This is a genomic window from Marinovum algicola (genome assembly GCF_900109145.1).
In the GTDB taxonomy this organism is placed as follows: Bacteria; Pseudomonadota; Alphaproteobacteria; order Rhodobacterales; family Rhodobacteraceae; genus Marinovum; species Marinovum algicola.
In genome coordinates, this window is the sequence record NZ_FNYY01000002.1 from 415,340 (window position 1) to 439,866 (window position 24,527).

22 protein-coding genes are annotated in these 24,527 nt (G+C 67.0%); 7 read left to right on the forward strand and 15 right to left on the reverse strand.

What is annotated here, in order from left to right; all coding sequences use genetic code 11:
* Positions 1–114: 114 nt before the first annotated feature.
* Together BMW90_RS04950 and BMW90_RS04955 are read right to left on the reverse strand one after the other, a co-directional pair.
* Entirely contained in the window at positions 115–795 is a 681-nt protein-coding gene (locus tag BMW90_RS04950) for an anti-sigma factor (RefSeq protein WP_074835304.1), read from the reverse strand.
* Positions 792–1,304, reverse strand: coding sequence for a sigma-70 family RNA polymerase sigma factor (locus BMW90_RS04955; RefSeq protein ID WP_139211231.1), 513 nt, complete (start codon positions 1,302–1,304; stop codon positions 792–794). The genes BMW90_RS04950 and BMW90_RS04955 overlap by 4 nt, the downstream gene beginning before the upstream one ends.
* Before the next feature lie 213 nt (positions 1,305–1,517).
* On the opposite strand from BMW90_RS04955, the gene cobS reads away from it, so the two are divergent.
* The 6 genes from cobS to BMW90_RS04985 all read left to right on the forward strand — a co-directional run bounded on the left by cobS (position 1,518) and on the right by BMW90_RS04985 (position 7,841).
* The gene (gene cobS / locus BMW90_RS04960; protein WP_048530658.1) at positions 1,518–2,504 is read left to right on the forward strand and encodes a cobaltochelatase subunit CobS; all 987 of its coding nucleotides are present in this window, start codon (positions 1,518–1,520) and stop codon (positions 2,502–2,504) included.
* A 161-nt stretch (positions 2,505–2,665) separates the two neighbouring features.
* Complete coding sequence (locus BMW90_RS26275) at positions 2,666–3,061, forward strand: hypothetical protein (RefSeq protein ID WP_139211209.1); 396 nt, start codon at positions 2,666–2,668, stop codon at positions 3,059–3,061.
* A gap of 108 nt (positions 3,062–3,169) precedes the next feature.
* Complete coding sequence (locus BMW90_RS26280) at positions 3,170–3,571, forward strand: hypothetical protein (RefSeq protein WP_074835309.1); 402 nt, start codon at positions 3,170–3,172, stop codon at positions 3,569–3,571.
* A 101-nt stretch (positions 3,572–3,672) separates the two neighbouring features.
* The gene (gene cobT / locus BMW90_RS04975) at positions 3,673–5,547 is read left to right on the forward strand and encodes a cobaltochelatase subunit CobT (protein WP_074835310.1); all 1,875 of its coding nucleotides are present in this window, start codon (positions 3,673–3,675) and stop codon (positions 5,545–5,547) included.
* A gap of 106 nt (positions 5,548–5,653) precedes the next feature.
* Complete coding sequence (locus BMW90_RS04980) at positions 5,654–7,432, forward strand: aminopeptidase P family protein (RefSeq protein ID WP_074835312.1); 1,779 nt, start codon at positions 5,654–5,656, stop codon at positions 7,430–7,432.
* A 70-nt stretch (positions 7,433–7,502) separates the two neighbouring features.
* The gene (locus BMW90_RS04985; RefSeq protein WP_048530650.1) at positions 7,503–7,841 is read left to right on the forward strand and encodes a DUF427 domain-containing protein; all 339 of its coding nucleotides are present in this window, start codon (positions 7,503–7,505) and stop codon (positions 7,839–7,841) included.
* Between the two features lie 7 nt (positions 7,842–7,848).
* On the opposite strand, the gene BMW90_RS04990 is transcribed toward BMW90_RS04985, so the two are convergent.
* Positions 7,849–9,537 (reverse strand): chloride channel protein, encoded by a 1,689-nt coding sequence (locus BMW90_RS04990; RefSeq protein WP_074835313.1) that lies wholly within the window; start codon positions 9,535–9,537, stop codon positions 7,849–7,851.
* A gap of 75 nt (positions 9,538–9,612) precedes the next feature.
* Here BMW90_RS04990 and BMW90_RS04995 point away from each other — a divergent pair, with 75 nt between their 5' ends.
* Positions 9,613–11,004: an FAD-binding oxidoreductase gene (locus BMW90_RS04995; RefSeq protein WP_074835315.1), complete on the forward strand. Its 1,392-nt coding sequence runs from the start codon at positions 9,613–9,615 to the stop codon at positions 11,002–11,004.
* Between the two features lie 25 nt (positions 11,005–11,029).
* Here the strand turns inward: BMW90_RS04995 and recN are convergent, their stop codons facing one another.
* The 12 genes from recN to BMW90_RS05055 all read right to left on the reverse strand — a co-directional run bounded on the left by recN (position 11,030) and on the right by BMW90_RS05055 (position 24,519).
* On the reverse strand, positions 11,030–12,679 hold the full coding sequence (gene recN / locus BMW90_RS05000) for a DNA repair protein RecN (protein ID WP_074835316.1): 1,650 nt from the start codon (positions 12,677–12,679) through the stop codon (positions 11,030–11,032).
* A gap of 39 nt (positions 12,680–12,718) precedes the next feature.
* Positions 12,719–13,600: an outer membrane protein assembly factor BamD gene (locus tag BMW90_RS05005; protein WP_074835318.1), complete on the reverse strand. Its 882-nt coding sequence runs from the start codon at positions 13,598–13,600 to the stop codon at positions 12,719–12,721.
* A gap of 171 nt (positions 13,601–13,771) precedes the next feature.
* A complete protein-coding gene (gene lpxC / locus BMW90_RS05010) occupies positions 13,772–14,692 on the reverse strand; it encodes a UDP-3-O-acyl-N-acetylglucosamine deacetylase (RefSeq protein WP_048530640.1) in 921 nt (306 codons plus the stop codon).
* Positions 14,693–15,142: 450 nt separating this feature from the next.
* A complete protein-coding gene (gene ftsZ, locus BMW90_RS05015; RefSeq protein WP_074835320.1) occupies positions 15,143–16,753 on the reverse strand; it encodes a cell division protein FtsZ in 1,611 nt (536 codons plus the stop codon).
* Between the two features lie 263 nt (positions 16,754–17,016).
* Positions 17,017–18,348 carry a cell division protein FtsA gene (ftsA, locus tag BMW90_RS05020; RefSeq protein ID WP_048530635.1) on the reverse strand — a complete coding sequence of 444 codons (1,332 nt, stop codon included), beginning with the start codon at positions 18,346–18,348 and terminating at the stop codon, positions 17,017–17,019.
* The gene (locus BMW90_RS05025) at positions 18,345–19,313 is read right to left on the reverse strand and encodes a cell division protein FtsQ/DivIB (RefSeq protein ID WP_083415957.1); all 969 of its coding nucleotides are present in this window, start codon (positions 19,311–19,313) and stop codon (positions 18,345–18,347) included. The genes ftsA and BMW90_RS05025 overlap by 4 nt, the downstream gene beginning before the upstream one ends.
* Entirely contained in the window at positions 19,301–20,194 is an 894-nt protein-coding gene (locus BMW90_RS05030) for a D-alanine--D-alanine ligase (protein WP_244526429.1), read from the reverse strand. The genes BMW90_RS05025 and BMW90_RS05030 overlap by 13 nt, the downstream gene beginning before the upstream one ends.
* 193 nt (positions 20,195–20,387) lie before the next feature.
* Positions 20,388–21,317, reverse strand: coding sequence for a UDP-N-acetylmuramate dehydrogenase (murB, locus tag BMW90_RS05035; RefSeq protein ID WP_074835323.1), 930 nt, complete (start codon positions 21,315–21,317; stop codon positions 20,388–20,390).
* 60 nt (positions 21,318–21,377) lie between these two features.
* Positions 21,378–21,662 carry a hypothetical protein gene (locus BMW90_RS05040; protein ID WP_048530633.1) on the reverse strand — a complete coding sequence of 95 codons (285 nt, stop codon included), beginning with the start codon at positions 21,660–21,662 and terminating at the stop codon, positions 21,378–21,380.
* Positions 21,663–21,743: 81 nt separating this feature from the next.
* Positions 21,744–22,001 (reverse strand): DUF2484 family protein, encoded by a 258-nt coding sequence (locus BMW90_RS05045; RefSeq protein WP_074835325.1) that lies wholly within the window; start codon positions 21,999–22,001, stop codon positions 21,744–21,746.
* Complete coding sequence (murC, locus tag BMW90_RS05050; RefSeq protein ID WP_074835326.1) at positions 21,998–23,401, reverse strand: UDP-N-acetylmuramate--L-alanine ligase; 1,404 nt, start codon at positions 23,399–23,401, stop codon at positions 21,998–22,000. Before murC ends, BMW90_RS05045 begins: the two co-directional genes overlap by 4 nt.
* On the reverse strand, positions 23,398–24,519 hold the full coding sequence (locus BMW90_RS05055) for a UDP-N-acetylglucosamine--N-acetylmuramyl-(pentapeptide) pyrophosphoryl-undecaprenol N-acetylglucosamine transferase (RefSeq protein WP_074835328.1): 1,122 nt from the start codon (positions 24,517–24,519) through the stop codon (positions 23,398–23,400). Before BMW90_RS05055 ends, murC begins: the two co-directional genes overlap by 4 nt.
* Positions 24,520–24,527: the final 8 nt, after the last annotated feature.

The window sequence follows — 24,527 nt, forward strand, 5'->3', positions numbered from 1 at the left end:
GGCGCGCCGCGGGGGCCGCGCGCGGGGCGTGGCCGGCCTGCTGCGGTGCGCCGGGGTTCAGGAGATAAGACGTTCCAAAGCCGGGAAAGTTGCGCCCCGGCGGTCACGGGACGGTCACGATGCGGTGACCGACCCCGCCGCCAGAACCGCGCCGGTGGGCTGACCGGTGGGCGAGCCGCCGGCCGGTTCGTCCGAGATCGCCAGCACCGCGCCCTCGAGCGCCGCGCGCAGCGTTTCGGGCAGTTCGAAGGCCACCACGGTGCCCGGCGCCAGCAGGCCAAGCGAGACCGGCGGGTTGTCGCCCTGGATCAGCCAGAGCTCGCGGGCGCGGCCGGGTTCGGGGAACAGCCCCACAAGCTCGGCCGTGACCGAACCGCTTTCGGGGTCGAGCGCGATGCGCGCCACTTCGCCGGCGGTTTCGCTGGTGAGCTCGGCGGTCAGCGGCAGCGGCTCGGGCAGCAGCCAGCCGAAACGCAGGGCTGCAAAGGCCAGCCCCGCCGCCAGCGCCGTGCCGATCACCGCCGTGCCGAGGTTGAGCCGCCGCCAGACCGGCATCGGCGGGCCATAGACGCGCTTCTCGATCGCCGGCCAGAGCGCGGCGGGGGGCGTCACCGGCGCCGCCTCGTCGGCGAGCGCGGCGAAATACTCGCTCCAGCCGTCGCAGAGCCAGCGCAGCTCGGCCTCGAGGAACAGCCGCCGGGCAAAGGCATCCTCTTCGGCCTCGGACAGAAGCCCGAGCACGTATTCCGCGGCCAGCACGGAATCGTCGTCAGGGGTGTCGGTCGGGTCGCTCATCGGCTCAGGCAGGTCCTCAAGGCTTGCAGGCTGCGGCGCAGCCAGGTTCTCATGGTGTTCAGAGGCACCGCGAAATGCGCCGCCAGTTCGGCATAGGTGGCCCCGTAGAGATAGGCCTGGCGCACCGCCTCGGCCTTTTCATCGGCCAGTTCGTCGAGGCAGGCGGAGATCTGCGCCCGGGTGTCCTTTTGCAGCAGCTGCTCGGCCGGGCCGGGCTCATGGGTTTCGAGACGGTCGATGCGGGTCTCGTCTCCTTCGGCGTTGTCGGTGGCGGCTGTGCGTCGCTTGCGCAGCAGGTCAATGGCGTGGTTGCGGGCAACCGTGATCAGCCACGTCATCGGCTGAACCCGGCCGGACTGATAGGCGTCGGCGCGCTTCCAAATCTTGACATAGATGTCCTGAAGCGCATCCTCGGCCATTGCCCTGTCCTTGAGGATACGCAGGCAGATCCCGAAAAGTTTCGCCGAGGTGGCGGAATAGAGCGCGGCAAAGGCCTTGCGGTCGGCCATCGAGACCCGGGTCAACAATGCATCAAGGTCCTGGGCCGTCACGTCTGTCGTTCCTTAAGTCGTTCGCGCTGCGCTCGGTCCACAGGATAGGCCACGACTTGGCCGAAGCAAGAGCCGATCGAAAACGCCGCCCCCTCCCCTTGCCACTGCGGTGAATATGGTGCACCAACCGGAGCGCATATTCAGCGATCAGGCACCGGAAAGGACGCACTCATGGCGGACGGGCAGATGGACCCCAATACCAGACCTTCCGAGGAAATCTCGGTCCGCGATGTCTTTGGCATCGATACCGACATGGTGGTCAAGGGCTTTGCCGACCGCAGCGAACGGGTGCCGGACGTCGACAGCACCTACAAGTTCGACCCCGACACCACGCTGGCCATCCTGGCCGGCTTTTCCCACAATCGCCGGGTGATGATCCAAGGCTACCACGGCACCGGGAAATCGACCCATATCGAACAGGTGGCGGCGCGGCTGAACTGGCCGGCGGTGCGGGTCAACCTCGACAGCCATATCTCGCGCATCGACCTGATCGGCAAGGATGCGATCAAGCTCAAGGATGGCAAGCAGGTCACCGAGTTCCAGGAGGGCATCCTGCCCTGGGCGCTGCGCAACCCGACCGCCATCGTGTTCGACGAATATGACGCCGGCCGCGCCGACGTGATGTTCGTGATCCAGCGGGTGCTCGAGGTTGACGGCAAGCTGACGCTGCTCGACCAGAACCAGGTGATCCACCCGCATCCCTATTTCCGCATCTTCGCCACCGCCAACACCGTGGGGCTGGGCGATACCACCGGCCTTTATCACGGCACCCAACAGATCAACCAGGGCCAGATGGACCGCTGGTCGCTGGTGGCGACGCTGAACTATCTCTCGATTGATGCCGAATGTGCCATCGTTCTGGCGAAATGCCCGCATTACAACACCGAGAAGGGCCGCAAGAAGGTCAAGCAGATGGTCACCGTTGCCGATCTGACGCGGACCGCCTTCATGAACGGCGACCTCTCGACGGTGATGAGCCCGCGGACGGTGATCGCCTGGGCCCAGAACGCCGAGATCTTCCGCAATGTGGGCTATGCCTTCCGGGTGTCCTTCCTCAACAAGTGCGACGAGCTCGAGCGGCAGACCGTGGCCGAGTTCTATCAGCGCTGTTTCGACGAGGAACTGCCCGAGAGCGCGGCGAGCCTGAGCCTCGGATAAACCCGGCTCCGCCCCTATTGGGGCCGCGACATTGCGAACCGGAATTGCGGCGCCTTCGGGCGCCGTTTCTGCATCTGCAAGCGTTACCCTGGCACGACACCCGGCCAGAGTTTTCATTCTGCTCAATACGTGACACGAAATTTTGGTGTTATGCTGAAATCATGAGCGGTATGAAAATTTTTGCCTTGTGTCTCGTGCTGGCGGTGTTCTCCTCCCTGCCGCCAGCGCGGGCCCTGCCCCTGGCGCCGGACAATCCGGTTGTCTTATTTGCCACCTGCGTCGGCCGGCTTTCGGCGATGATGGAGCATCAGTGGATGTTCGACGGCGCCGGATCGGAGCGGACCGAGGCGCAGCGCGCGGCGATGATCGGTCTGCTGGAGGCGGTGCGCCCCGCGGATGCCGGCCGCCAGGTGCTGCATCTGCGGATCGAGGCCAAGATGGCGCAGGCGGCGCTGCTGACCCGGGCCACCTTCAACCCGGATGCCGCAGAGGCCCGCCGCGCGCTCATGCTGGCCGAAATGCGCGTGGCGGAATGCACCGGGCTGTTGCTGGGCTGACCCGGGGTATCGAAGGTGCTGGGGGCGCCGCGACAATGCCTCAAATCTTATAGACCTTGTATATACTTTTCGTTGACCGGAACGGCGGCGCCGTCATAGCATTGTTACATGACCCGCGTGTTTCGCCCCCTTGTGGTGGCGGCCTTTCTGGTGCTGTCGTTCTGGTCTGCCGCCCCTGCCGCGCCCCCGCCTCCCGGGGACCGGGCCGAGGCTTTTGCGATCTGCGCCGGCCGGCTCTGGGCGCTGTCGGTGCGCCAGGCGGCGGTGGGCGACCCTTCGTCACAGGCCACCGGGCAGATGCGCGAGGATTTCGACATGTTGCTCGGCGCGGTGCTGCCCGATGCCGCAAGCGACCGGCAGGCGCAGCGCTGGCGGGTGGATGGCTGGGTGCAGATCGCGCATCTGCTGGCCCGCAATCAATACGGTGCCACCCCGCGACGGCGCGACCTGGCCGCCACCCGCATGGCCTCGCGGATCGACACCTGCCGGCGGATGATCCTCCGGCGATGAGGCCTGCGCCCCTGGCCGGCAAATCCCCGGCCCTCGTCTCTGGCCATTGCCTGCGTGAGCGATTACGTTGACGCTGTTTCAATCCCGACCGCAGGCACCCCATGGCGCAGACCGACAATCCCGCAGATCCGTTCAAGAAGGCGCTGGCCGAGGCCACCAAGGTGATGGCCGACGATCCCGAGCTCACGGTATCTTATTCCGTCGACCCCTCGGGCGTGTCGGGCGATGCCATGCGGCTGCCGCAGGTCAGCCGACGGATGACCCGGGACGAGGTGCTTCTGGCGCGCGGCACGGCGGATGCGCTGGCGCTCAAGCACAAGTACCACGACGCCGCGACCCACAATCGCTATGCGCCGCCGGGCGACATGGCACGCGAGCTCTACGAGGCGATGGAAACCGCCCGCTGCGAGGCGATGGGCGCGCGCGACATGCCCGGCACCGCCGGCAATATCGACGCCAAGATCGGCGCCGAGGCCGACAAACGCGGCTATGACCAGATCACCCAGGCCTCGGATGCACCGCTTTCGGTGGCGGCCGGCTATCTGATCCGCCATCTCGCCACCGGACGCGAGATGCCGAAGGGCGCGGCCAATGTGATGGAGCTCTGGCGCGGGTTCATCGAGGATCAGGCCGGCGGCCAGCTCGGCGATCTTCAGGAGACGCTGGCCGATCAGAGCCAGTTCGCCAAGCTGGCCCGGCGGGTGATCCAGGATCTGGGCTACGGCGATCAGCTGGGCGAGGATCCCGACGATCTCGAGGACGAGTCGGAGGATCAGGCCGAGGACAGCCAGGACGACGACCGCGACCCCGACAGCACCGGGCAGGACGACGACCAGGACGATCAGACCGAGGCCAGCCCGGAACAGAGCCAGGAAGACCAGCAGGATCCGAGCCAGGCGCAGGTGACGATGGACGACATGTCCGACACCGAAGCCGGCGAAGAGACCGAACTGCCCGAGGGCGAGGCGCCGCTGGAGCCGCCGACCCCGGCACCGGTCTCGGAGGCCGACCCGGATTACACCGTCTTCGCGACCGAGTTCGACGAGGAAATCCACGCCGAGGAGCTCGCCGATCCGGCCGAGCTGGAACGGCTGCGCGCCTATCTCGACCAGCAGCTCGAGCCTCTGAAAGGCGCGGTCAGCCGCCTCGCCAACAAGCTGCAACGCCGGCTTCAGGCGCAGCAGAGCCGGTCCTGGGAATTCGACCTCGAGGAAGGCATCCTCGACGCCGGGCGGCTGGCGCGGGTGGTGGCCAATCCGACGACGCCGCTGTCGTTCAAGGTGGAAAAGGACACCGAGTTCCGCGACACGGTGGTGACGCTGCTGCTGGACAATTCCGGCTCGATGCGCGGCCGGCCGATCTCAATCGCGGCGATCTGTGCCGATGTGCTGGCCCGCACGCTGGAGCGCTGTTCGGTCAAGGTCGAGATCCTCGGCTTCACCACCCGGGCGTGGAAAGGCGGTCTGAGCCGCGAGAAATGGCTGGGCGAAGGCCGGGCGCAGCAGCCCGGACGGCTCAACGACCTGCGCCACATCGTCTACAAGGGCGCCGATGCGCCCTGGCGCAGGGCGCGGCCCAACCTCGGGCTGATGATGAAGGAAGGGCTGTTGAAGGAGAACATCGACGGCGAGGCGCTGGAATGGGCGCATCGCCGGATGATCCACCGGCCCGAGGCGCGCAAGATCCTCATGGTGATCTCCGATGGCGCGCCGGTCGACGATTCGACGCTCTCGGTGAACCCGGCGAATTTCCTCGAGAAACACCTGCGCGACGTGATCGCCATGGTCGAGCGGCGCCGCGCCGTCGAGCTTCTGGCGATCGGTATCGGCCACGACGTGACACGCTATTACGACCGGGCGGTGACGATCACCGATGTCGAACAGCTGGCCGGTGCGATGACCGAGCAGCTGGCGGCGCTCTTCGACACCGATCCGCGGGCCCGCGCCCGGGTGATGGGAATTCGCAAGGCCAGCTGACGGCGCGCCGCGCGGGCCGGCGTGGGGCGCCTGGGGGCTCTGCCCCCGTCGCCTTTGGCGACTCCCCCGAGAGTATTTTCGGCAAGAGGAAGAACTGGGAAGCACGATGTTTCAATCCTTCGAGGTAACGGCCCGGCCCGAACAGGGCCCGCCGCGGCTGGCGGCGCTGCGCAAGGTGATGGCGGATCAGGGGCTGGCCGGATTTGTCGTGCCCAAGGCGGATGCGCATCAGGGCGAATATGTGGCGCCGCGCGATGACCGGCTGGCCTGGCTCACCGGTTTCACCGGCTCGGCCGGCGCCGCGGTGGTGCTGGCGGAGGCGGCCGGCGTCTTTGTCGACGGCCGCTACCGGGTGCAGGCGCGCCAGCAATTGGCGGCGGAGTTCACCCCGGTGGACTGGCCCGAGGTGCAGCCGGCGGCCTGGATCCGGGAGCATCTGCCCGAGGGCGCGCTGGGCATCGATCCCTGGCTGCACACGCTGAAACAGCAGCGGGCGCTGGAGGCGGGGCTGAAAGGCTCCGGCGTGGCGCTGTCGCGGGTCGGGAACCTGGTGGACCGGATCTGGCCGGATCAGCCGGGGCCGCCGATGGCGCCGGTGAGGACGCATCCCGATGCGCTGGCCGGGCGCAGCTCGGCCGACAAGCGGGCGGCGCTGGCCGAGGACATGCGCGGTCTGGGGGCGGGTGTGGCCGTGATCACCCTGCCGGATTCGCTCTGCTGGCTGCTGAACATTCGCGGCGGCGACATTCCGCGCAACCCGGTGGCGCATGGCTTCGCACTGCTGTTCGACGATGGCACTGTCGATCTCTTCATGGCCGCCGGGAAGCTCTCCGAGGTCGATCTCGGCCCCGAGGTGCGTTGTCATCCACCCGAGGGCTTTGCCGCGGCGCTTGAGGCGCTGGAGGGGCCGGTGCTGATCGATCCGGAGTCGGTGCCGTTGGCGGTGGTCGATGCGATCCGCGCCGAGGTGATCGAGGGCCGCGACCCCTGCGTGCTGCCCAAGGCCTGCAAGACCGACAAGGAGCTGGCCGGGATGCGGGCCGCACATGAGCGCGACGCGGTGGCGATGTGCGAGTTTCTCGCCTGGCTGGAAGAGACCGCACCGGGCGATCTGACCGAGATCGACGTGGTGACGGCGCTGGAAGGGTTTCGCCGGGACACCGGGGCGCTGCTCGATATCTCGTTCGAGACGATCAGCGGATCGGGTCCGAACGGCGCCATCGTGCATTACCGGGTCAGCGAGGAAAGCAACCGCAAGCTGGCCGATGGCGAGCTTTTGCTGATCGACAGCGGCGGGCAGTATCTGGACGGTACGACGGATATCACCCGGACCCTGGCGATCGGCGCCGCGCCGGAGGCGGCGCAGGCGGCCTTTACCCGGGTGCTGCAAGGCATGATCGCCATGAGCCGGGCGCGCTGGCCCGAGGGGCTGTCGGGGCGCGATCTGGATGCGCTGGCGCGGATGCCGCTGTGGATGGCCGGGCAGGATTACGGCCATGGCACCGGCCACGGGGTCGGCGCCTATCTCTGTGTGCACGAAGGACCGCAGAGGCTGGCGCGCACCGGGATGGAAAAGCTGCGCGAGGGCATGATCCTGTCGAACGAGCCCGGGTTCTACAAGGAGGGCGCTTTCGGCATCCGGATCGAGAACCTGATGGCCGTCCGCAAGGCCGCCCCCCTGCCCGAAGGCACGGTCAAGGAGATGCTGGACTGGGAAACGCTGACCTGGGTGCCGATCGACCGGCGGCTGATCCTGGCCGAGCGCCTGACGGCGGAGGAACGGGACTGGCTGAACCAGTATCATGCGACCTGCCGACACATGTTGCGGCCAAGGCTGGGCAAGCGGGCGGCGATGTGGTTGGATGCCGCAACCGCAGAAATCTGACACAAGGCTGTTACACCGCCCGGGCCATGTTCGGGCGATCTTATGTGGACGCCGTATTGGGGAGAGTGAGATGACGATCAGGATCGTGAAGGCCGAAGGCAAATGGGTGGTGCGTGCCAGCGGCGCCGTGCTGGGCGAAAGCAGCAATGCGCTGGAACTGCTCGAAGACGGCCACAAGCCGGTGATCTATTTCCCGCGCAGCGACATCGCCATGGCCTTTCTTGAACCCTCCGAGACCGTCACCACCTGCCCGCACAAGGGCACGGCCAGCTATTATTCGATCGAGGCCAAGAACCGGACCCTGACCGATGTGGTCTGGTCTTATGAGGACCCCAAGGAGGCCGCGGCGGCGATCAAGGGATATCTGGCCTTTCAGCCCGGCGATTACCTTCAGATCGAAGAGCTCTGAGCGCCGGCTAGCTGTGTTCCTCTTCCGCCGTGGCGGCGAGCGCGCGGTTGTAGGCCTTGAGCGCGTCGACGTGGAACAGCGCGCCGCGCAATTCGGGCGGCTGGCCTTCGCCACGGATCGCCACCACCGGCAGGAATGCGACGCCCGAGGTCTCGAACATGGGAAGGGCGGTTTCCAGCGTGGCACTGGCGTTGAGATAGACGCCGGTTTCCACCATCTCCCAGCAGGTGGCTTCCGAGGGGGCCTGGGGGTCGTCCATCGGCCGCATCACCTGGGCCACCCGGAACATCGCCAACAGATAGGCTTGCGGGCCCGCCGCCAGATGCACCCCGCGGCGTTCCAGCTGGGTCAGGAAGAACGACCGGTCGACCAGCCGTGAGGCCAGCGCGGTGGACATCGAGACCGAAACCATCACCGCCAGCCCGGTCTGCCAGTCGCCGGTCAGCTCGAAGACGATCAGCGTGGTCGAGATCGGCGCGCCCAGCACCGCCGCCGCCACCGCCCCCATGCCGGCCAGCGCATAGAGGGTGAAGGCGCCGGATTGCTCGGGAAACAGCGAGGTGGCGATCAGCCCGAAGGCCAGCCCGGTCAGCGCCCCCACCATCAGCGAGGGCGAGAACATGCCGCCGCCCATGCGGCCGGCCATGGTGACCGCGACGGCCAGAACCTTGATCACCGCATAGACCACCGCCTGCCAGAGCAGGAGCTGGCCGGTCAGCGCCAGCGAGGTGGTCTCGTAGCCGACGCCGATGATATGCGGAAAGAAGATCGCCATGCCGCCGAGGATCGCCCCGGCCAGCATCGGGCGTATCCAGTACGGCAGGCCGATGCGGCTCTGGATCCGACTTTCCAGATCGTCGGCCCAGAAGATGCCGCGGATCATGATCACCGAGACCAGCCCGCAGACCAGCCCGAGGATCAGGAAGGCCGGCAGTTCGAGGTAGAACTCGAGCGCGGTGGTGCCGGGCAGCGTGAATTCGGTGACATCGCCAAAGGCCAGCCGGTTGATCACCGTGCCGGCGGCCGAGGCCACGACAATGGGGGCGAAACTGTGCAGGGCGAAATGGCGCAGCACCACCTCGAGCGCAAAGAGCGCGCCGGCGATGGGGGCGTTGAAACTGGCGGAAACCGCCGCCGCCACGGCGCAGCCCAGCAGATCGCGGCCGGTGATGCCATCGGCATGCAATACGTTGGACACCCAGGACGAGATCATCGCGGCGATATGCACCACGGGACCTTCGCGCCCCGTCGAGCCGCCGGTCGACAGGGTGATCAGCGACGAGGCGGCCGAGGCGAGGCCGGCCTTTTTCTCGACCCGCCCGTCATTCAGCGCCGCGCCCTCGATCACGTCGGCCACCGCGCGGACCCGGCCGTCATCGGTAAAGAAATACAGGATCAGCCCCACGGTCACGCCGCCGCCCATGGGGATGATCAGCACCCAGAACCAGTCGAGCGAATTGGCGAAGGTGTGCAGCTGGGTGATGTCGTCGGTGCCGTAGAGCGTGGCCTGTAGCCATTCGATCGCCCGGCGGAACAACAGCGCCGCGAAACCGGCGGCGATGCCGATCATCAGGGCGATGAACCAGAACTGGATCTGGCTGGGCCCGCGATGGCGCAGCAGCTGCCAGCCGCGATCGAACACCGCGCGCATCTCGCGCAGCTGGCGAATGGCGGGATTTCTATCGGTATTTGCCATATCGTTCGATCACGTCTTTGCGCGCCTGAGCCGCTGCGGTAGATATGCGCGATTTCCGAGATCAGGGGCGAAACCATGACCAGACAAAGGGCGCAGGACGACAAGGCCATTACGGCACTCAAGTCCTTGTTAGGCCAGAGATTGTCTCTGTCCAAGTCGGATCTGGCCCTGCATGGCCGCTCGGAGAGCTATTTTGCCCCGATGCTGCCCGATGCGGTGGCCTATCCGCAAAGCACCGAAGAAGTCTCGAAACTGGTGGCGATCTGCGCCGCGCATGAGCTGCCGGTGGTGGCCTGGGGCACCGGCACCTCGCTCGAGGGGCATTCGCTCGCCGTGCGGGGCGGCGTGGTGGTGGATTTCTCGCGCATGGCGCGGCTTGTCGCGCTGCGGCCGGAGGACATGGACGTCACCGTCCAGCCCGGGCTGACCCGCGAGGCGCTGAACGAGGAGCTGCGCGCCACGGGGCTGTTCTTTCCGGTCGATCCCGGCGCCAATGCGGCGCTTGGCGGCATGGCGGCGACCCGCGCCAGCGGCACCACGGCGGTGCGCTATGGCACGATGCGCGACAATGTGCTGGCGCTCGAGGTGGTGCTGGCCGACGGCCGGGTGATCCGCACCGGCACGCGGGCGCGCAAATCCGCGGCCGGCTTCGATCTGACCGGGCTGATGGTGGGCAGCGAGGGCACGCTGGGGCTGATCACCGAGCTGACGCTGCGGCTGCACGGCCAGCCCGAGGCGATCAGCGCCGGGGTCTGCGCCTTTCCCGACATGGGCGCGGCAGTGGCGGCGGTGACCGACACCATCCAGCTCGGCCTGCCGATGGCGCGGATCGAGTTTCTCGATGCCGCCAGCGCGGCGGCGGTGAATGCCTATGCCGGGATGGACTTGCCGCTGCTGCCGCATCTGCTGCTGGAATTCCACGGCTCCGAGGCGGCGGTGGCCGAACAATCGCGCCTTTTCGGCGAAATCGCGGCCGACCATGGCGCGCTGGGTTTCGACTGGTCGGTAAAGCCCGAGGAGCGCAAGGCGCTCTGGGCGATGCGGCACAACGCCTTTTACGCCATTCTCGCCACGCGCCGGGGCGCGCGGGCGCTGGTCACCGACATCTGCGTGCCGATCTCGCGGCTGGCCGAGGCGGTGGAGGCGACCCAGGCGGATATCGCCGCGGGCACGATCCCCGGGCCGATCCTCGGCCATGTGGGCGATGGCAATTTCCATGCGGTGCTGCTGATCGACGAGAGCCGCCCCGAAGAACTCGAAGAGGCGCGCGCGCTCTCGGACCGGATGGTGCGGCGGGCGCTCGCCCTGGGCGGCACCTCGACGGGGGAACACGGTGTCGGCATGGGCAAGCTGGACTTCATGCCGGCCGAACATGGCGACGGCTGGCAGGTGATGGGCGATATCAAGCGGGCACTTGATCCGAAGAACATCCTCAACCCGGGCAAGCTGGTGCCGCAGGGCGATTGAGGCAGCACCCGCAGGGCCGGTTTGGCTATCCCGCGAGCAGCGCCCGGGCGGCGGCGCGCGCCTCGTCGGTCACCGTGTCGCCGGCAACCATGCGGGCGATCTCGTCAACCCGGTCGCCGGCATCGAGCGGCACGACGCTGGAGAGGGTCTGTTCCGCCGCCACGCGTTTCTCGACCCGCCAGTGATGCGCGCCAAGCGCCGCGACCTGCGGCGAATGGGTAACGACAAGCACCTGCCCCTCGGCGGCCAGCGCCGCCAGCCGACGGCCCACCGCATCGGCGGTGGCGCCGCCGACGCCGCGGTCGATCTCGTCGAAAATCAGCGTGACACCGGAATTGCCCTCGGCCAGGCAGACCTTGAGCGCCAGCAGGAACCGGCTCAATTCGCCGCCCGAGGCGATCTTGCCGATCGGTCCGGCCGGGGCGCCCCGGTTGGTCGCGACGGTAAAGGCCACGGCATCGCGGCCCTCCGGGCCGGCCGGGTCTTCGGTGATCCGGGTGGCAAAGACCGCGCGCTCCATCTTGAGCGGCGCCAGCTCGGCGGTGACCGCCGCGTCGAGCCGCAGTGCGGCGGTCTGCCGGGCCCGGGACAGCGCGTCGGCGGCGGCGTCATAGCTGGCTTCTGCCTCGGTCGCCGCCTTGCGCAGATCGGCAATCCCGGCATCGCCGGCATCGAGCCGGGCGAGCTTGGCCGATAGGGTCTCGGCCAGATCGGGCAGTTCCTCGGAGGTCACCTGATGCTTGCGCGCGAGGCCCCGGATGGCAAAAAGCCGCTCTTCGGCCTCTTCCAGCTCATGCGGGTTGAAGGCCAGCGCCTCAAGGGTCTCTTCGACGCCGCGCGCGGCCTGGTCGAGTTCTTCCATCGCCCGGCCCAGAGCCGCCAGCGGCGCGTCGAGCCGGCCTTCGGCGCGGTCGGCCACCCCGTCGAGCCAGCGCATGGCGTCGCCCATCGCCCCCTCGGCCCCGTCATTGCCCAGCGCCTGCCCGGCCCGCTGGATGTCTTCGCGGATGCGCTCGGATTGCTGCATCATCCGGCGCTTGGCATCCAGTTCGGCATCCTCGCCGGGCTGCGGCGACAGCGCGTCCAGCTCGCCCACCGCATGGCGCAGGAAATCCTCTTCCTCGCGCATAGCGGCCAGCGCGGTTTCGGCCCCGGTCAGCGCCTTGCGGGCCTGCGAAAGTGCTTTCCAGGCGCCGCGGGTGGCCGCCAGCTCGGCCTCGACCCCGGCAAAGGCATCGAGGATGCGGCGGTGGCCACGCGGGTTGAGCAGCCCCCTGTCATCGTGCTGGCCGTGCAGTTCCACCAGCGTCTCCGAGAGCTGCCGCAGCACCTCGCCCGAACAGCGGCGATCGTTGACCCAGGCGGTCTTGCGGCCCTCGGCGGTGTTGACCCGGCGCAGGATCAGTTCGTCCGTGACCGGCAGGCCGGCCTCTTCCAGCACCGCAAAAGCGGCATGGCCCGGCGGCAGGTCGAATTCGGCCACCACCTCGCCCTGTTTGGCCCCGGCGCGCACCAGCTCGGCCCGGCCGCGCCAGCCCAGCACGAAGCCCAGCGAATCCAGCAGGATCGACTTGCCGGCGCCGGTTTCACCGGTGAGTACGTTCAACCCCGGCTGAAAGGCCAGCTCGAGGTGATCGATGATCAGCATATCGCGGATATCAAGCGTGCGCAGCATCAGATGCTCCGTGGCGCGAGACGTGTTCCCACCGATGACTTACAGCCATTCACCTTTGACCATCTGCCGATAGATGGCCCCCAGCCAGGTGCCGTCAAAGACCTCGGGTTCCAGCCCCTGCCCGGTCAGCAGACGATAGCTGTCTTCGTACCATTCGGTGGACTGGTAGTTGTAGCCGAGAATCGCGCCGGCGGTCTGGGCCTCGCGGGTGAGACCCAGCGAGAGATAGCTCTCGACCAGACGGTGCAGCGCCTCGGCGGTGTGGGTGGTGGTCTGGAAATCCTCGACCACCACGCGGAAGCGGTTGATCGCCGAAGTGTAATGCTTGCGCTTGAGATAATAGCGCCCGATTTCCATCTCCTTGCCCGCAAGATGATCGAAGGCGAGGTCGAATTTCAGGATTGCCGAGCGGGCATAGCCGCTGTCGGGATACCGTTCGATTACCGTGCGCAGCGCTTGCAGCGCCTGGAAGGTCAGGCCCTGGTCGCGGCCGACCTCGTCGATCTGATCGTAGTAGGACAGCGCCAGAAGGTACTGGGCATAAGCTGCATCGTCATCGGCCGGATAGAAATCGACATAGCGCTGCGCCACCGCGCGCGCCTCTTCGTATTCCTTGTCCTTGTGATGGGCAAAGGCCTGCATGATCAGCGCCCGCTTGGCCCATTCGGAATAGGGATAGAGCCGCTCGATCTCGGAAAAGAACTCTGCCGCCTCGCCATAGGCATTGCGCTCGAGCTCGTATTCGCCGCGCTCATAGATCTGTTCGGCGGTATAGGCCTCGATCGGCGTGTCGCCGAAACCGATGTTGCCACGGGCGTTGCGGAACGTGCCGCCGGAGCAGCTTGCCAGCGTGAGACCAGCCACCAGCGCAATAGCGATGGCCCGCGATGTCCTGCCTTTCAGCGGTCTGTCGCCCGTCATGCCTGTCACTTCCTCACCCAAGATCCCGGATCGATCCCGCCTGTTGCGCGGCCCGGGTTGCGTCACGTCCTAACACGAAGCGTTAAGTCTCTGAAAGGGCATACGACACATCGTCTGAGATGGAAACGCCCGCCAAGACGAGGCGGGCGCAAAAACCGGCGATCGCGGATTTCACGCCACGGCGGGCATGTCCTGCGGAACCACGCCGACACCGGGCAGACGCGCCGCATCGGCGCCGTCAACCTCGACCAGACGCAGGGCGCCGGGGGTGTTGAACAGTGCATGCAGCAGCATGTTGGTCATCGAGTGGCCGGCGCGGTGGCCGGTGTAATGGCCAAGGATCGGCGCCCCGGCGAGGGCCAGATCGCCCAGGGCGTCCAGCATCTTGTGGCGCACCGGCTCGTCGCTGTGACGCAGCCCGCCGGGGCTGAGCACCTTGTCGCCATCGACCACCACCGCGTTTTCCAGCGTGCCGCCGAGGGCCAGGCCATTGGCGCGCATGGCATCGACGTCGGCCTGGCGGCAGAAGGTGCGGCTGTCACAAAGCTCGCGCACGAAGGTGCCGTTGGACAGCACCAGGCGCTTGTCCTGGCTGCCGATTGCGGCATCGGTGAAATCGATGTGGAACGACATGGTGAATGTGTCGGCGGGCGACAGGCGGGCCCAGCCACTGTCGGTTTCCACGGTCACCGTCTTGTCGACCTTGATCGCCATCACCGGCGTGTCGAGGCGGCGGATGCCACGGCCCAAAATTGCATCGACAAAGGGCGCGGCCGAGCCGTCGAGGATCGGCACTTCGGGGCCGTCAATCTCGATCAGGGCGTTGTGGATGCCACAGCCGGCAAGCGCGGCCATCACATGTTCGATAGTGCTGACCTCGACGCCAGCGGCATTGCGGATGCGGGTGCAGAGCGGCGACCGGTCGACCGCGTCCCAGCGGGCCGGAACCATGGCATCGCCAAACCGGATGTCGGTGCGTTTGAACCAGATGCCATAGCCGGCAGAGGCCGGAGAGATCACCATGCGGACCGGACGGCCCGAGTGCAGGCCGACACCGTCGAAACGGACTGTATTCTTAATCGTGGCCTGCATGGTCTTCCTTTCGGCTTCATCGTCGCGGCGGGCGCTGTGCCCGAGCGTGCAGTGGAGAGTCTGGTGTGCGTGAGCCGGCGGTTCCCCACTGCGAGCCGGCGATGAAAGGGAATTAGGATCTCGGGCGGAGATGCTCAAATAACGTATTGCAACGCTATGAAACATAACCGTCACACAGCAGGCGGAAACCCGCGTTTGTCATGTAAGTGGTTGAATAAAGGACTATAAATCAAGCCATCCACAGGCCATTTCAGGGTCGAACGTGACCGGAAACGGGCCTTATTTCAGCGGCCGTGACATAAATTCCGGTGATCCGAAACGCCTTTCCGTAGCGGAATGTTAACACTTCAACCGGCAAAATGCCACGTGATCCAGCCCCCTGCCGGCGGCTGGAATCGCAAAAGGGCCCCCTTGCGGGAGCCCTTGGCCGGCCTCTTGCGAGGGCGGTGATCAGTTGGCCTGACGGCGCAGGAAGGCGGGAATTTCGATCCGCTCCTGCTCGGGGTCGGCCTGCGGCTCGGGCGCGTAATTCGTCGCGGGCGATTGCACTGGCGGCTGCTGGCGACGTGCGGTTTGCTGCCCCTGCCCGTCCTGGCTGTTGCCGGTCATCCGGCCGATCAGCGAGTTGATGCCGAAGCGCGGGCGCTCGACCTCGGCCGGCTCTTGCGGGGCGGCCTGCTGCTCCTTGGGGAAGCCTCCCCCGGCGCGGGCGGCGGCGGCCTGAAGGCGGGCCATGGCTTCGGGCGACGGGGTGCCGGCCGCGGGGGCCTTGGGCGCCACGAAGCTTTCGGCCTCGTCGTCCTCGTATTGCGGGCTGTGCTGGGCGCGCGGCTCGAACTGCTGCACCTCGGGCTGATAAGCCGGCGGCGGCAGGTCGTCTTCTGCGGTCTCTTCGACGCGCGGCTCGAAGCTTTCGAAGAGCGAGGGCTCTTCGGCGGCGGCGACCTGCGGCTCGGCCTCCTGGTAGACCGGCTGCTGCGGTTCTTCGGCGCGGGCGGCAACCGCCTGCTCCTCGGTCTGCTCTTCGGCGGCCGGAACCTGCTTGAGCGGCTCGGCCAGCGACCGGCGCGGCACGGGGATGTCATGCTGCACGCCCGAGGCGTCGATGCCGGTGGCGACGACGCTCACGCGCATCTGGCCCTGCATCGCGTCGTCGAGGGTCGAGCCGACGATGATGTTGGCGTCCGCGTCCACTTCCTCGCGGATGCGGTTGGCTGCCTCGTCCAGCTCGAACAGCGTCAGGTCGGTGCCGCCGGTGATGTTGATCAGCACGCCCTTGGCGCCGCGCAGCGAGATTTCGTCGAGCAGCGGGTTGGCGATCGCCTTCTCGGCGGCCTGGATCGCCCGATCCTCGCCATCGGCCTCGCCGGTGCCCATCATCGCCTTGCCCATCTCGTCCATCACCGCACGGACGTCGGCAAAGTCGAGGTTGATCAGGCCCGGGCGCACCATCAGGTCGGTCACGCCCTTGACGCCCTGATAGAGCACATCGTCGGCCATCGAGAAGGCATCGGTGAAGGTGGTCTTTTCATTCGCCAGCCGGAACAGGTTCTGGTTGGGAATGATGATCAGCGTATCGACGACCTTTTGCAGCGCCTCGACGCCGTCCTCGGCCTGGCGCATCCGCTTCGAGCCCTCGAACTGGAACGGCTTGGTGACCACGCCGACGGTCAGAACACCCAGTTCGCGCGCCGCCTGTGCGATGATCGGCGCGGCGCCGGTGCCGGTGCCGCCGCCCATGCCGGCGGTGATGAAACACATATGCGCGCCGGCCAGGTGATCGACGATCTGTTCGATGCTTTCCTCGGCCGCGGCGGCGCCGATGGTCGCCTTGGCGCCGGCGCCCAGCCCCTCGGTGACCTTCACGCCCAGCTGGACGCGGGCCTCGGCGTTGGATTGCTGCAATGCCTGCGCATCGGTGTTGGCAACCACGAATTCGACGCCTTCGAGCTGCTTCTCGATCATGTTGTTGACCGCGTTACCGCCTGCACCGCCCACGCCGAAGACCGTGATGCGGGGCCGCAGTTCATCGTGTCCGGGTACCGAAAGATTCAATGTCATAACTGTCCGCCTTGTCCGCCTGCTTGTCATGCCCTGCCCGGGCATTTTGCTGCCTATTACCCCCCATTATGACGGAGCGATACCCGGGCGTCACGTAAAAAACCCGGAAACGCCGCAAAATGTGGGCAAAAAATTGCCACATCCGCCCCGATCTCGGAGAGCGCGCCAGATATGGCGGAATTGCTGTGCAACGCCCACTAGGCGGCCCCGATACGGGCCACCTTCTCCGTAGAATCGTCCACAAATCTGCGCCGCTTCGGCGCCTACCAGTTGTCGCGGAACCACTTCACCGCGCGTTTGAGCGACCGCGCCGGATAGCGATCGACCGGCAGGTCGAAATCCCACCATTCGTCTTGCGGATGGGCCGCAAAGAGGCTGAGCCCCACCGCCGCGGAAAAGCCCGGCCCGGTGACCGCCTGCGGCAGCCCGTGGACGCGTAGAGGCCGCCCCAGGCGGACCTGGTGGCCCAGGATGCGGCTGGCCAGGGCATCGAGCCCGGGGATCTGGCTGGCGCCGCCGGTGAGCACGATCTGCTGGCTGGGCAGATGTTCGAAACCCGCCGCATCGAGCCGCACCCGCACTTCTTCGAGGATCTCCTCGACCCGCGGCCGCATGATGCCGATCAGCTCGGCCCGGCTGGCGGTGCGGCGGTCATGTTCCCAATCGCCGGTCTCGCCGCCGATGCCGATCATCTCGCGGTCGTCCATACCGGTGGCGACCAGCCCGCCATGCACGGTCTTGATGCGTTCGGCCATGGCCATCGGCACCTGCAAGCCCATCGAAATGTCCGAGGTGACGTGATCGCCGCCCATGCGCACCGCATCGGTGTAGATCATGTGTTTCTTCATGAAGATCGATATGCCGGTCGACCCGCCGCCCATGTCGATGCAGGCCGCGCCAAGCTGCTGTTCGTCCTCGACCAGCGCGGCGATGCCGCCGACATACGCCGAAGAGGCCAGGCCGGCGAGTTCCAGATCGCAGCGTTTGACGCAATGCGCCAGGTTCTGGATCGCCTGGCCGTCGACGGTCAGCATGTGCATGTCGGTCGAGAGCGTATGGCCGATCTGACCGCGCGGATCGGAGAGGCCCGAGCGGTGATCGAGCGCGAAATTCACCGGCTGGGCGTGCAGCACCTCGCGGCCGTGGCCGAAATCGGGCACGTCGCAGGCCGACAGCACCCGGGCCACGTCCTGCTCATCCACGGTCTGGCCATGCACCTCGACCTGGCCGGCCAGCCCGTAAGAGCGCGGCTCGGCGCCCGAGAAACAGGCGATCACGTGATCCACCCGGATGCCGGCCATTTTCTGCGCCGATTGCAGCGCGGTGCGGATCGCCCGCTCGGTCTCGCCCATCGCCGCGATCTCGCCGAAGCGCACGCCGCGCGAACGGGTGGTGGCGGCACCGATCACGCGGAACCCGCTTTGCCCCGCGAGCGATCCGACACCGGCGTCCGAGACCTTTTCGGTGCCGTCAAAGCGCAGGACGAGGCAGGCGATCTTGGCGCTGCCGACGTCGAGGATGGCAATCACGCCACGTTGCATGGCCGCCTTGCGCATGTTGCGCATCGCGCGTTGGGATTCGTACAGCTCGATCATCGTGACGTCACTCCAAGCTCGTCTGCCTTGATTTTCCGCAGTTCTTCGACCGCGTTGGTATTCAGTCTAATGGTGGGCCGGCGCGCCAGCCGCATGTCGACAACCGCGAGGTCGCGCTCCAGCATGCCGTTCGGCGTGATGGAATCGAGCGCCAGAACCCGCTCGAGCGTCTGCACCGGCTTGTCTTCGGGCAAGAGGATGCGCTGACCGCGATCCAGCACCACATCCCAGCGCCGCTGGCCGATCCGCTCGAGCCCGCGCAGCCGCCCCGAGACCGGCGCCGCCGCCGAGATCAGGCGCAGCGCCTCGTCCACGTGTTTGTCGGCGTCGGCGCCGGCGATCACCGGCAGGTCGAGCCGGTCGTAGCGGCTTTTCAGCTGCGCCACGCGAAACCCGCCGTCGTCCAGAAGCTCGAGCCCCTGCGCCGAGCGCCAGACCACCGCCGGAATGCGCTCGGTCACGTCGACCTGAAGAACGCCGCCGGGTTTGATCCTGAGGCTGACCCGCTCCACCGCGTCGAGACCGGCAATGGTGTCGCGCATGTGGTCGAGCTCGAGATGGAAGGAGGAAACCGGGAATTCCACCGGCAGGATTTCCCGGATGTCCTGCGCCACCTCTTCGCCGGCACCGTCGACCTGCATCAGCTTGACCATGAATTCCTCGCGCTGCTCGATGGCGTCGCGCATGTCGCTCAGGGTCTGGTTGAAGGCCTCGCGGCGGGTGTCGCTGGCGAAATAGATACTGCCGATCAGAAAGGCCGCCGCCAACGGCAGACCGAGGCGCAGCCCCTGGCGAAACAGCGGCGTCAGCATCAGCCGCTGCATCCGGTAGGCCCAGCGCGAGGGCGCCGGATCGGCCTTGGGGCGCGGCGCGGGGTGCGGCAAGGGCTTCGGCTCGGGGCCGCCATGGGCCGGGTGATAGGCGCGGTGGATGCGGCTGCGGGGGGGCTCGTTCAGCGGTGGCATGACGCATCCTCCACCATCCAGGCGCAGAGCCTGCCGAAATCGATCCCCTGATGCGCCGCCTGTTCGGGGACCAGCGAGGTCGGTGTCATGCCGGGCTGGGTGTTGGTCTCGAGCAGGATCAGCCCGGCAAGCCCCCTGCCCTCGTCCCAGCGGAAATCGGTGCGGCTCACCCCGCGACAGCCCAGCGCCACATGGGCGCGCAGGGCGTAGTCGAGACAGGCGTCGGCGATCTCCTGCGGGATGTCGGCAGGCACCACGTGGCGCGATCCGCCTTCCTTGTACTTGGCGTCGTAGTCATACCAGCCGGTGGTCAGGATATCGGTCACCGCCAGCGCCCCAGGATCGTTCTCTCCGGCGCCCATAACCGTGGTGGTCAGCTCACGGCCCGGCGCAAAGGCCTCGACCATCACCTCTTCCGGCATGTCGTCAGAGAGCTGCGGCGGGCCGTTGTTTTCCGCGTCGATCAGGTAGACGCCCACCGAAGAGCCTTCGTTGTTGGGTTTGACCACGTAGGGCGGGGGCAGAACGTGACGCTGGCGCACCTCGGCGGCGGTGGCGATCACGCTGTCGACCACCGGCAGCCCGGCGGCGCGATAGACCTCTTTCGAACGCTGCTTGTCCATCGCCAGCGCCGAGGCCAGCACGCCGGAATGGGTATAGGGCAGATGCAGCCACTCCAGCAGGCCCTGCACGCAGCCATCTTCGCCCCAACGGCCGTGCAGCGCGTTGAAGACAACGTCGGGCTGCGCCTCGGCGAGCCGCGCGGCCAGATCCGGCCCGGCATCTATTTCAACGACTTCAAAGCCTTCGCTCCTGAGCGCCTTGGCGCATTCGCGCCCGGAAGACAGTGACACTTCGCGCTCGGCAGAAGGGCCACCCATCAACACCGCTACTCGGGAGCCTGCCCTGCTCGACATGCCCACTCGTGCCTCAACTTGTCTGGACCTGCCCGGTCCTCGTTTGTTTTGCGCCGTTTCGGCGCGTTTTTATGATGAACCTGCCGGTTCTTGCCTCAGCCGCCCCGACCCCTGTCGGGATTCGGTACTCTGGGCGGGCCGTTTCGGCCTTGGCGGATCAGGCTTTTTCGCCGACCCGCATGATTTCCCAGTGTAGCTCTATTCCACTGGTTTGAAAAACCCTTTTTCGCACTTCCTCGCCCAGCGTTTCCAGATCCTGCGCCGTGGCCGCCCCGGTATTGATCAGAAAGTTGGAATGTTTTTCGCTCATCTGCGCCCCGCCGATGCTGAAACCGCGCAGCCCGGCGTCGTCGATCAGCTTCCAGGCCTTGAGATCATGGGTGTCGTCCGCCTTGCCGGTGCTGGAAAACCCGGCCGGATTGCGAAAGGTCGAGCCCGCCGTGCGATCCTTGGTGGGCTGCGAGGCGTCGCGTTTGGCCAGTTGATCGGCCATTTTCTGCGCAAGCGCCTCGGGATCGCCCGGCGGGCCCTCGAATGTGGCGCCGGTGATCACCCAGCCCTCGGGCAGATCAGTCTGACGGTAGCGGAAATCCAGGTCGCGGGCGGTGAGCGTGACCTGTTCGCCTTGCCGCGTCACCGCCTGGGCCTCGACAAAATGATCCGCAATATAAGAGCCGTAGCAGCCGGCGTTCATCCGGACTGCGCCCCCGATGGCGCCCGGAATGGTGCGCAGGAAAGTCAGATCGACGCCGGCCTCGGCCGCCTTTTTCGCCACATGGGCATCAAGCGCCGCAGCGCCGGCGGTGACCCGGTTGCCCGCGACGGAAATGCCGTTGAAGCCGCGCCCCATGCGGATCACCACTGCGCGCAAGCCGCCGTCGCGGACAATCAGGTTTGACCCGACGCCCATCGGAAACACCGGCAGCCCCTCCGGGAGATCACGCAGGAAATCGGCCAGATCGGCGACATCGGCCGGCTGGAACAACCAGTCCGCCGGCCCGCCCACGCGCAGCCAGGTGAGATCGGCCAGCATCCGGCCTTCGGTCAGCCGCCCGCGCACCTGCGGCATGTGAAAATGGTCATCCATTGCCTGCCCCTTTGGGTTTTCCCCGTCATAAGACGGAACACGCGCCACGAAAAGGGGCGATCACCGGGCCATGCGCCCGCGCCACCAGGCGATCCCGCCGCCGATCCCCAGGCCCGCCATCGCCGGCGCCACCAGCAGCAGGACGATGAGAAAATAGCCCAGCGCATCCCAGCCCTGGCCGGCGCGGGCGAGCAGCATGAAATACACCCCGGCCGCCAGCGCCGCCACGATCAGCCCGAAAAAGGCAACGAACACCCGCTTTCGGATCAGAAGATAGCCGAGCAGCGCCGACACCAGGGCGACCCCGGCCACGAAGAGGATGATCCTGATCTGTGCCGGCTCCATGGGCGCGCCTTTCTGCGGGGGCTTGGCAGGACAGGCCCCAGCCTAGCAACGCCGGTCCGCCGCGGCAAACCCGGGCTGGTGTTACGACGCGCCGCGCCGCACCCGCCCCCGCATCCAGCGGGTGACGTAGACCAATGGCCAGCGCAGCACGCTCATGCCGGCCATCAGCACCAGGAGCCCGACCCAGGGGCCGTTCTGATAGGTCACATAGCCCAGCAGCGGCACGCCAACGGCAATCAGCCCATAGGCGCGGCGCCAGTGATTGTCGCGCGAGGGCATTGCCGCCAGAAGATTGGCCGCCAGCGCCCAGAGACAGGCCAGGATCAACGAGGTCGTCATGACGCCAGTTGCTTCGGCAGCGCATTGGCCCAGGCGGTGATCGTGCCGGCGCCGAGGCAGACCACGATGTCGCCCGGCCCGGCATTCGCGCGCACGAAATCGACCAGCGCCTCTTCTCCGACCAGCGCGGCGGCGTGGCGGTGGCCATGGCGGCGCAGCCCGGCCACCAGGTCATCGCGCGAGGCGCCGGGGATCGGATCTTCTCCGGCGGCAAAGACATCGGCGATCGCCACAACATCGGCCTCGTTGAAGCAGCCGCAGAAATCCTCGAACAGATCGGACAGCCGGGAATAGCGGTGCGGCTGGTGCACGGCAATCACCCGGCCGTCGCTGGCCTGCCGTGCCGCGCGCAGCACGGCGGCGATTTCCACCGGGTGGTGGCCGTAGTCGTCGATGATCGTCACGCCGTCGACTTCGCCCACTTTCGTGAACCGGCGGTTGACGCCACCGAAATTTGCCAGCGCCGCGCGGATCTCTTCGGTCTTCATGCCCAGGTGCCGGCAGACGGCAACCGCGCTCAGCGCATTGGAGACGTTGTGATCGCCCGGCATCGGCAAGGCGCAGCCCTCGATCATCAGCCCCTCGGCCTGAAGCGCGATGTCGAAATGTGCCACCCCGCCCGTGTAATGCAGGTTCACCGCGCGGACATCGGCCTGGGAGTTGAAGCCATAGGTCACCACCCGCCGGTCGGTGACCTTGCCCACCAGCCGCTGGACTTCTTCGTGATCGGTGCAACAGACGGCGAGGCCGTAAAACGGAATGTTCGACACGAAATCGAGAAAGCCCTGCCGCAACCGGTCGAAATCGCCCCAATGCTCCATGTGCTCGGGGTCGATATTGGTGACCACGCCGATGGTGGCCGGCAGGCGGTTGAAGGTGCCGTCGCTTTCGTCGGCCTCGACCACCATCCATTCGCCCTGCCCCATCCGCGCGTTCGAGCCATAGGCATGAATGATGCCGCCGTTGACCACCGTCGGATCGAAACCGCCGGCGACCATCAGCTCGGCCATCATCGTCGTTGTCGTCGTCTTGCCGTGGGTGCCGGCAATGGCGATGTTCGACTTGAGCCGCATCAGCTCGGCCAGCATCTCGGCCCGGCGCACCACCGGCAGGCCCTGGGCGCGGGCCTCGTCGAGCTCGGGGTTGCCCGGCTTGATCGCGGTCGAGATCACCACGACCTCGGCTTCGGCCAGGTTCTCGGCCGCCTGCCCCGTGAAGATGCTCGCGCCGAGGCCCGCGAGCCGTTCGGTGATCTTCGAGCCCTTGAGGTCGCTGCCCTGCACCCGGTAGCCCAGATTGAGCAATACTTCGGCGATGCCCGACATGCCGATGCCGCCGATGCCGACAAAATGGATCGGCCCGACATCGGTGGGCAGTTTGGTGGCGGCGGCAGCGTTCATACGGGGTCCTTTCCGGGCTGTGGACTCTGGCCGCCGGCCAGCGTCTCGACCATCGCGGCCAATTCGCGGGCCGCATCGGGTTTGCCAAGCGCCAGGGCGGCCATCGCCATGCGGCGGGCCTCTTCCGGCTGGCGCAGAATGTCATGGATGGTGGCGGTCAGCGGCTCGACGTGCAGTTCGCCCTCGGACACCACCACCGCCGCGCCGGCCTCGGCCATGCCGCGGGCATTGGCGCTCTGGTGGTCGCCGGTGGCATGGGCATAGGGCACCAGAATCGCCGGCCGGCCGATCACCGTGAGATCGGCGATCGACGAGGCGCCGGCGCGGCTGATCACCAGCTGCGCCTCCGACATCCGCCGCGGCACGTCCTGAAAGAACGGCTGCACATCGGCGTCGATATTGTGGTCTTCGTAGAATTTCGCAACGCGCTCATGGTCTTCGCCGCGCGCCTGATGGCTGACGCGGACGTTTTCCAGCACGCTCATCGGCAGGCCGGCAATCGCCGGCGGAACCACGTCCGAGAGGATGCGCGCGCCCTGGCTTCCGCCCATCACCAGGATAGACATCGGATAGTCGCCGGGCGCGATATAGCTCGCCCCCGCGCGCTCGAGGATGGCGGCGCGCACCGGGTTGCCGCTGTGATGGCCCGCGACGCCCTCGGGCAGGTCGGTGGGCCAGGTGCCGCAGGCCATGGCATCGACGCGCTTGGCAAACAGCGTGTTGACCTTGCCGAGGATGCCGTTCTGCTCGTGGATCATCCGCGGCCGGCGCAGCAGGAAAGCCGCCGAGAGCGCCGGGATCGACGGATAGCCGCCGAAGCCCACCACCACGTCGGGCCGGTCGCGCAGCATGCCGAATACGGCGGAACAGACCCCGCCCAGAATACGCAGCGGCGCCAGCGCCTTGGCCGCAGGACCGCCCCGGGCCAAGGTGGCCGAGCTGATCTGATCGATCTCGACCGTATGGGGGAAGCCTTGGGTATACCGTGCCCCGCGCGCATCGGTCGAGAGCTTGACCCGCCAGCCGCGAGACAGCATCTCTTCCGCCAGCGACTGCGCCGGGAACATATGCCCGCCAGTGCCGCCGGCCGCGATCACGAGTAGCCTCTGCCGCTCCATCACTCCGA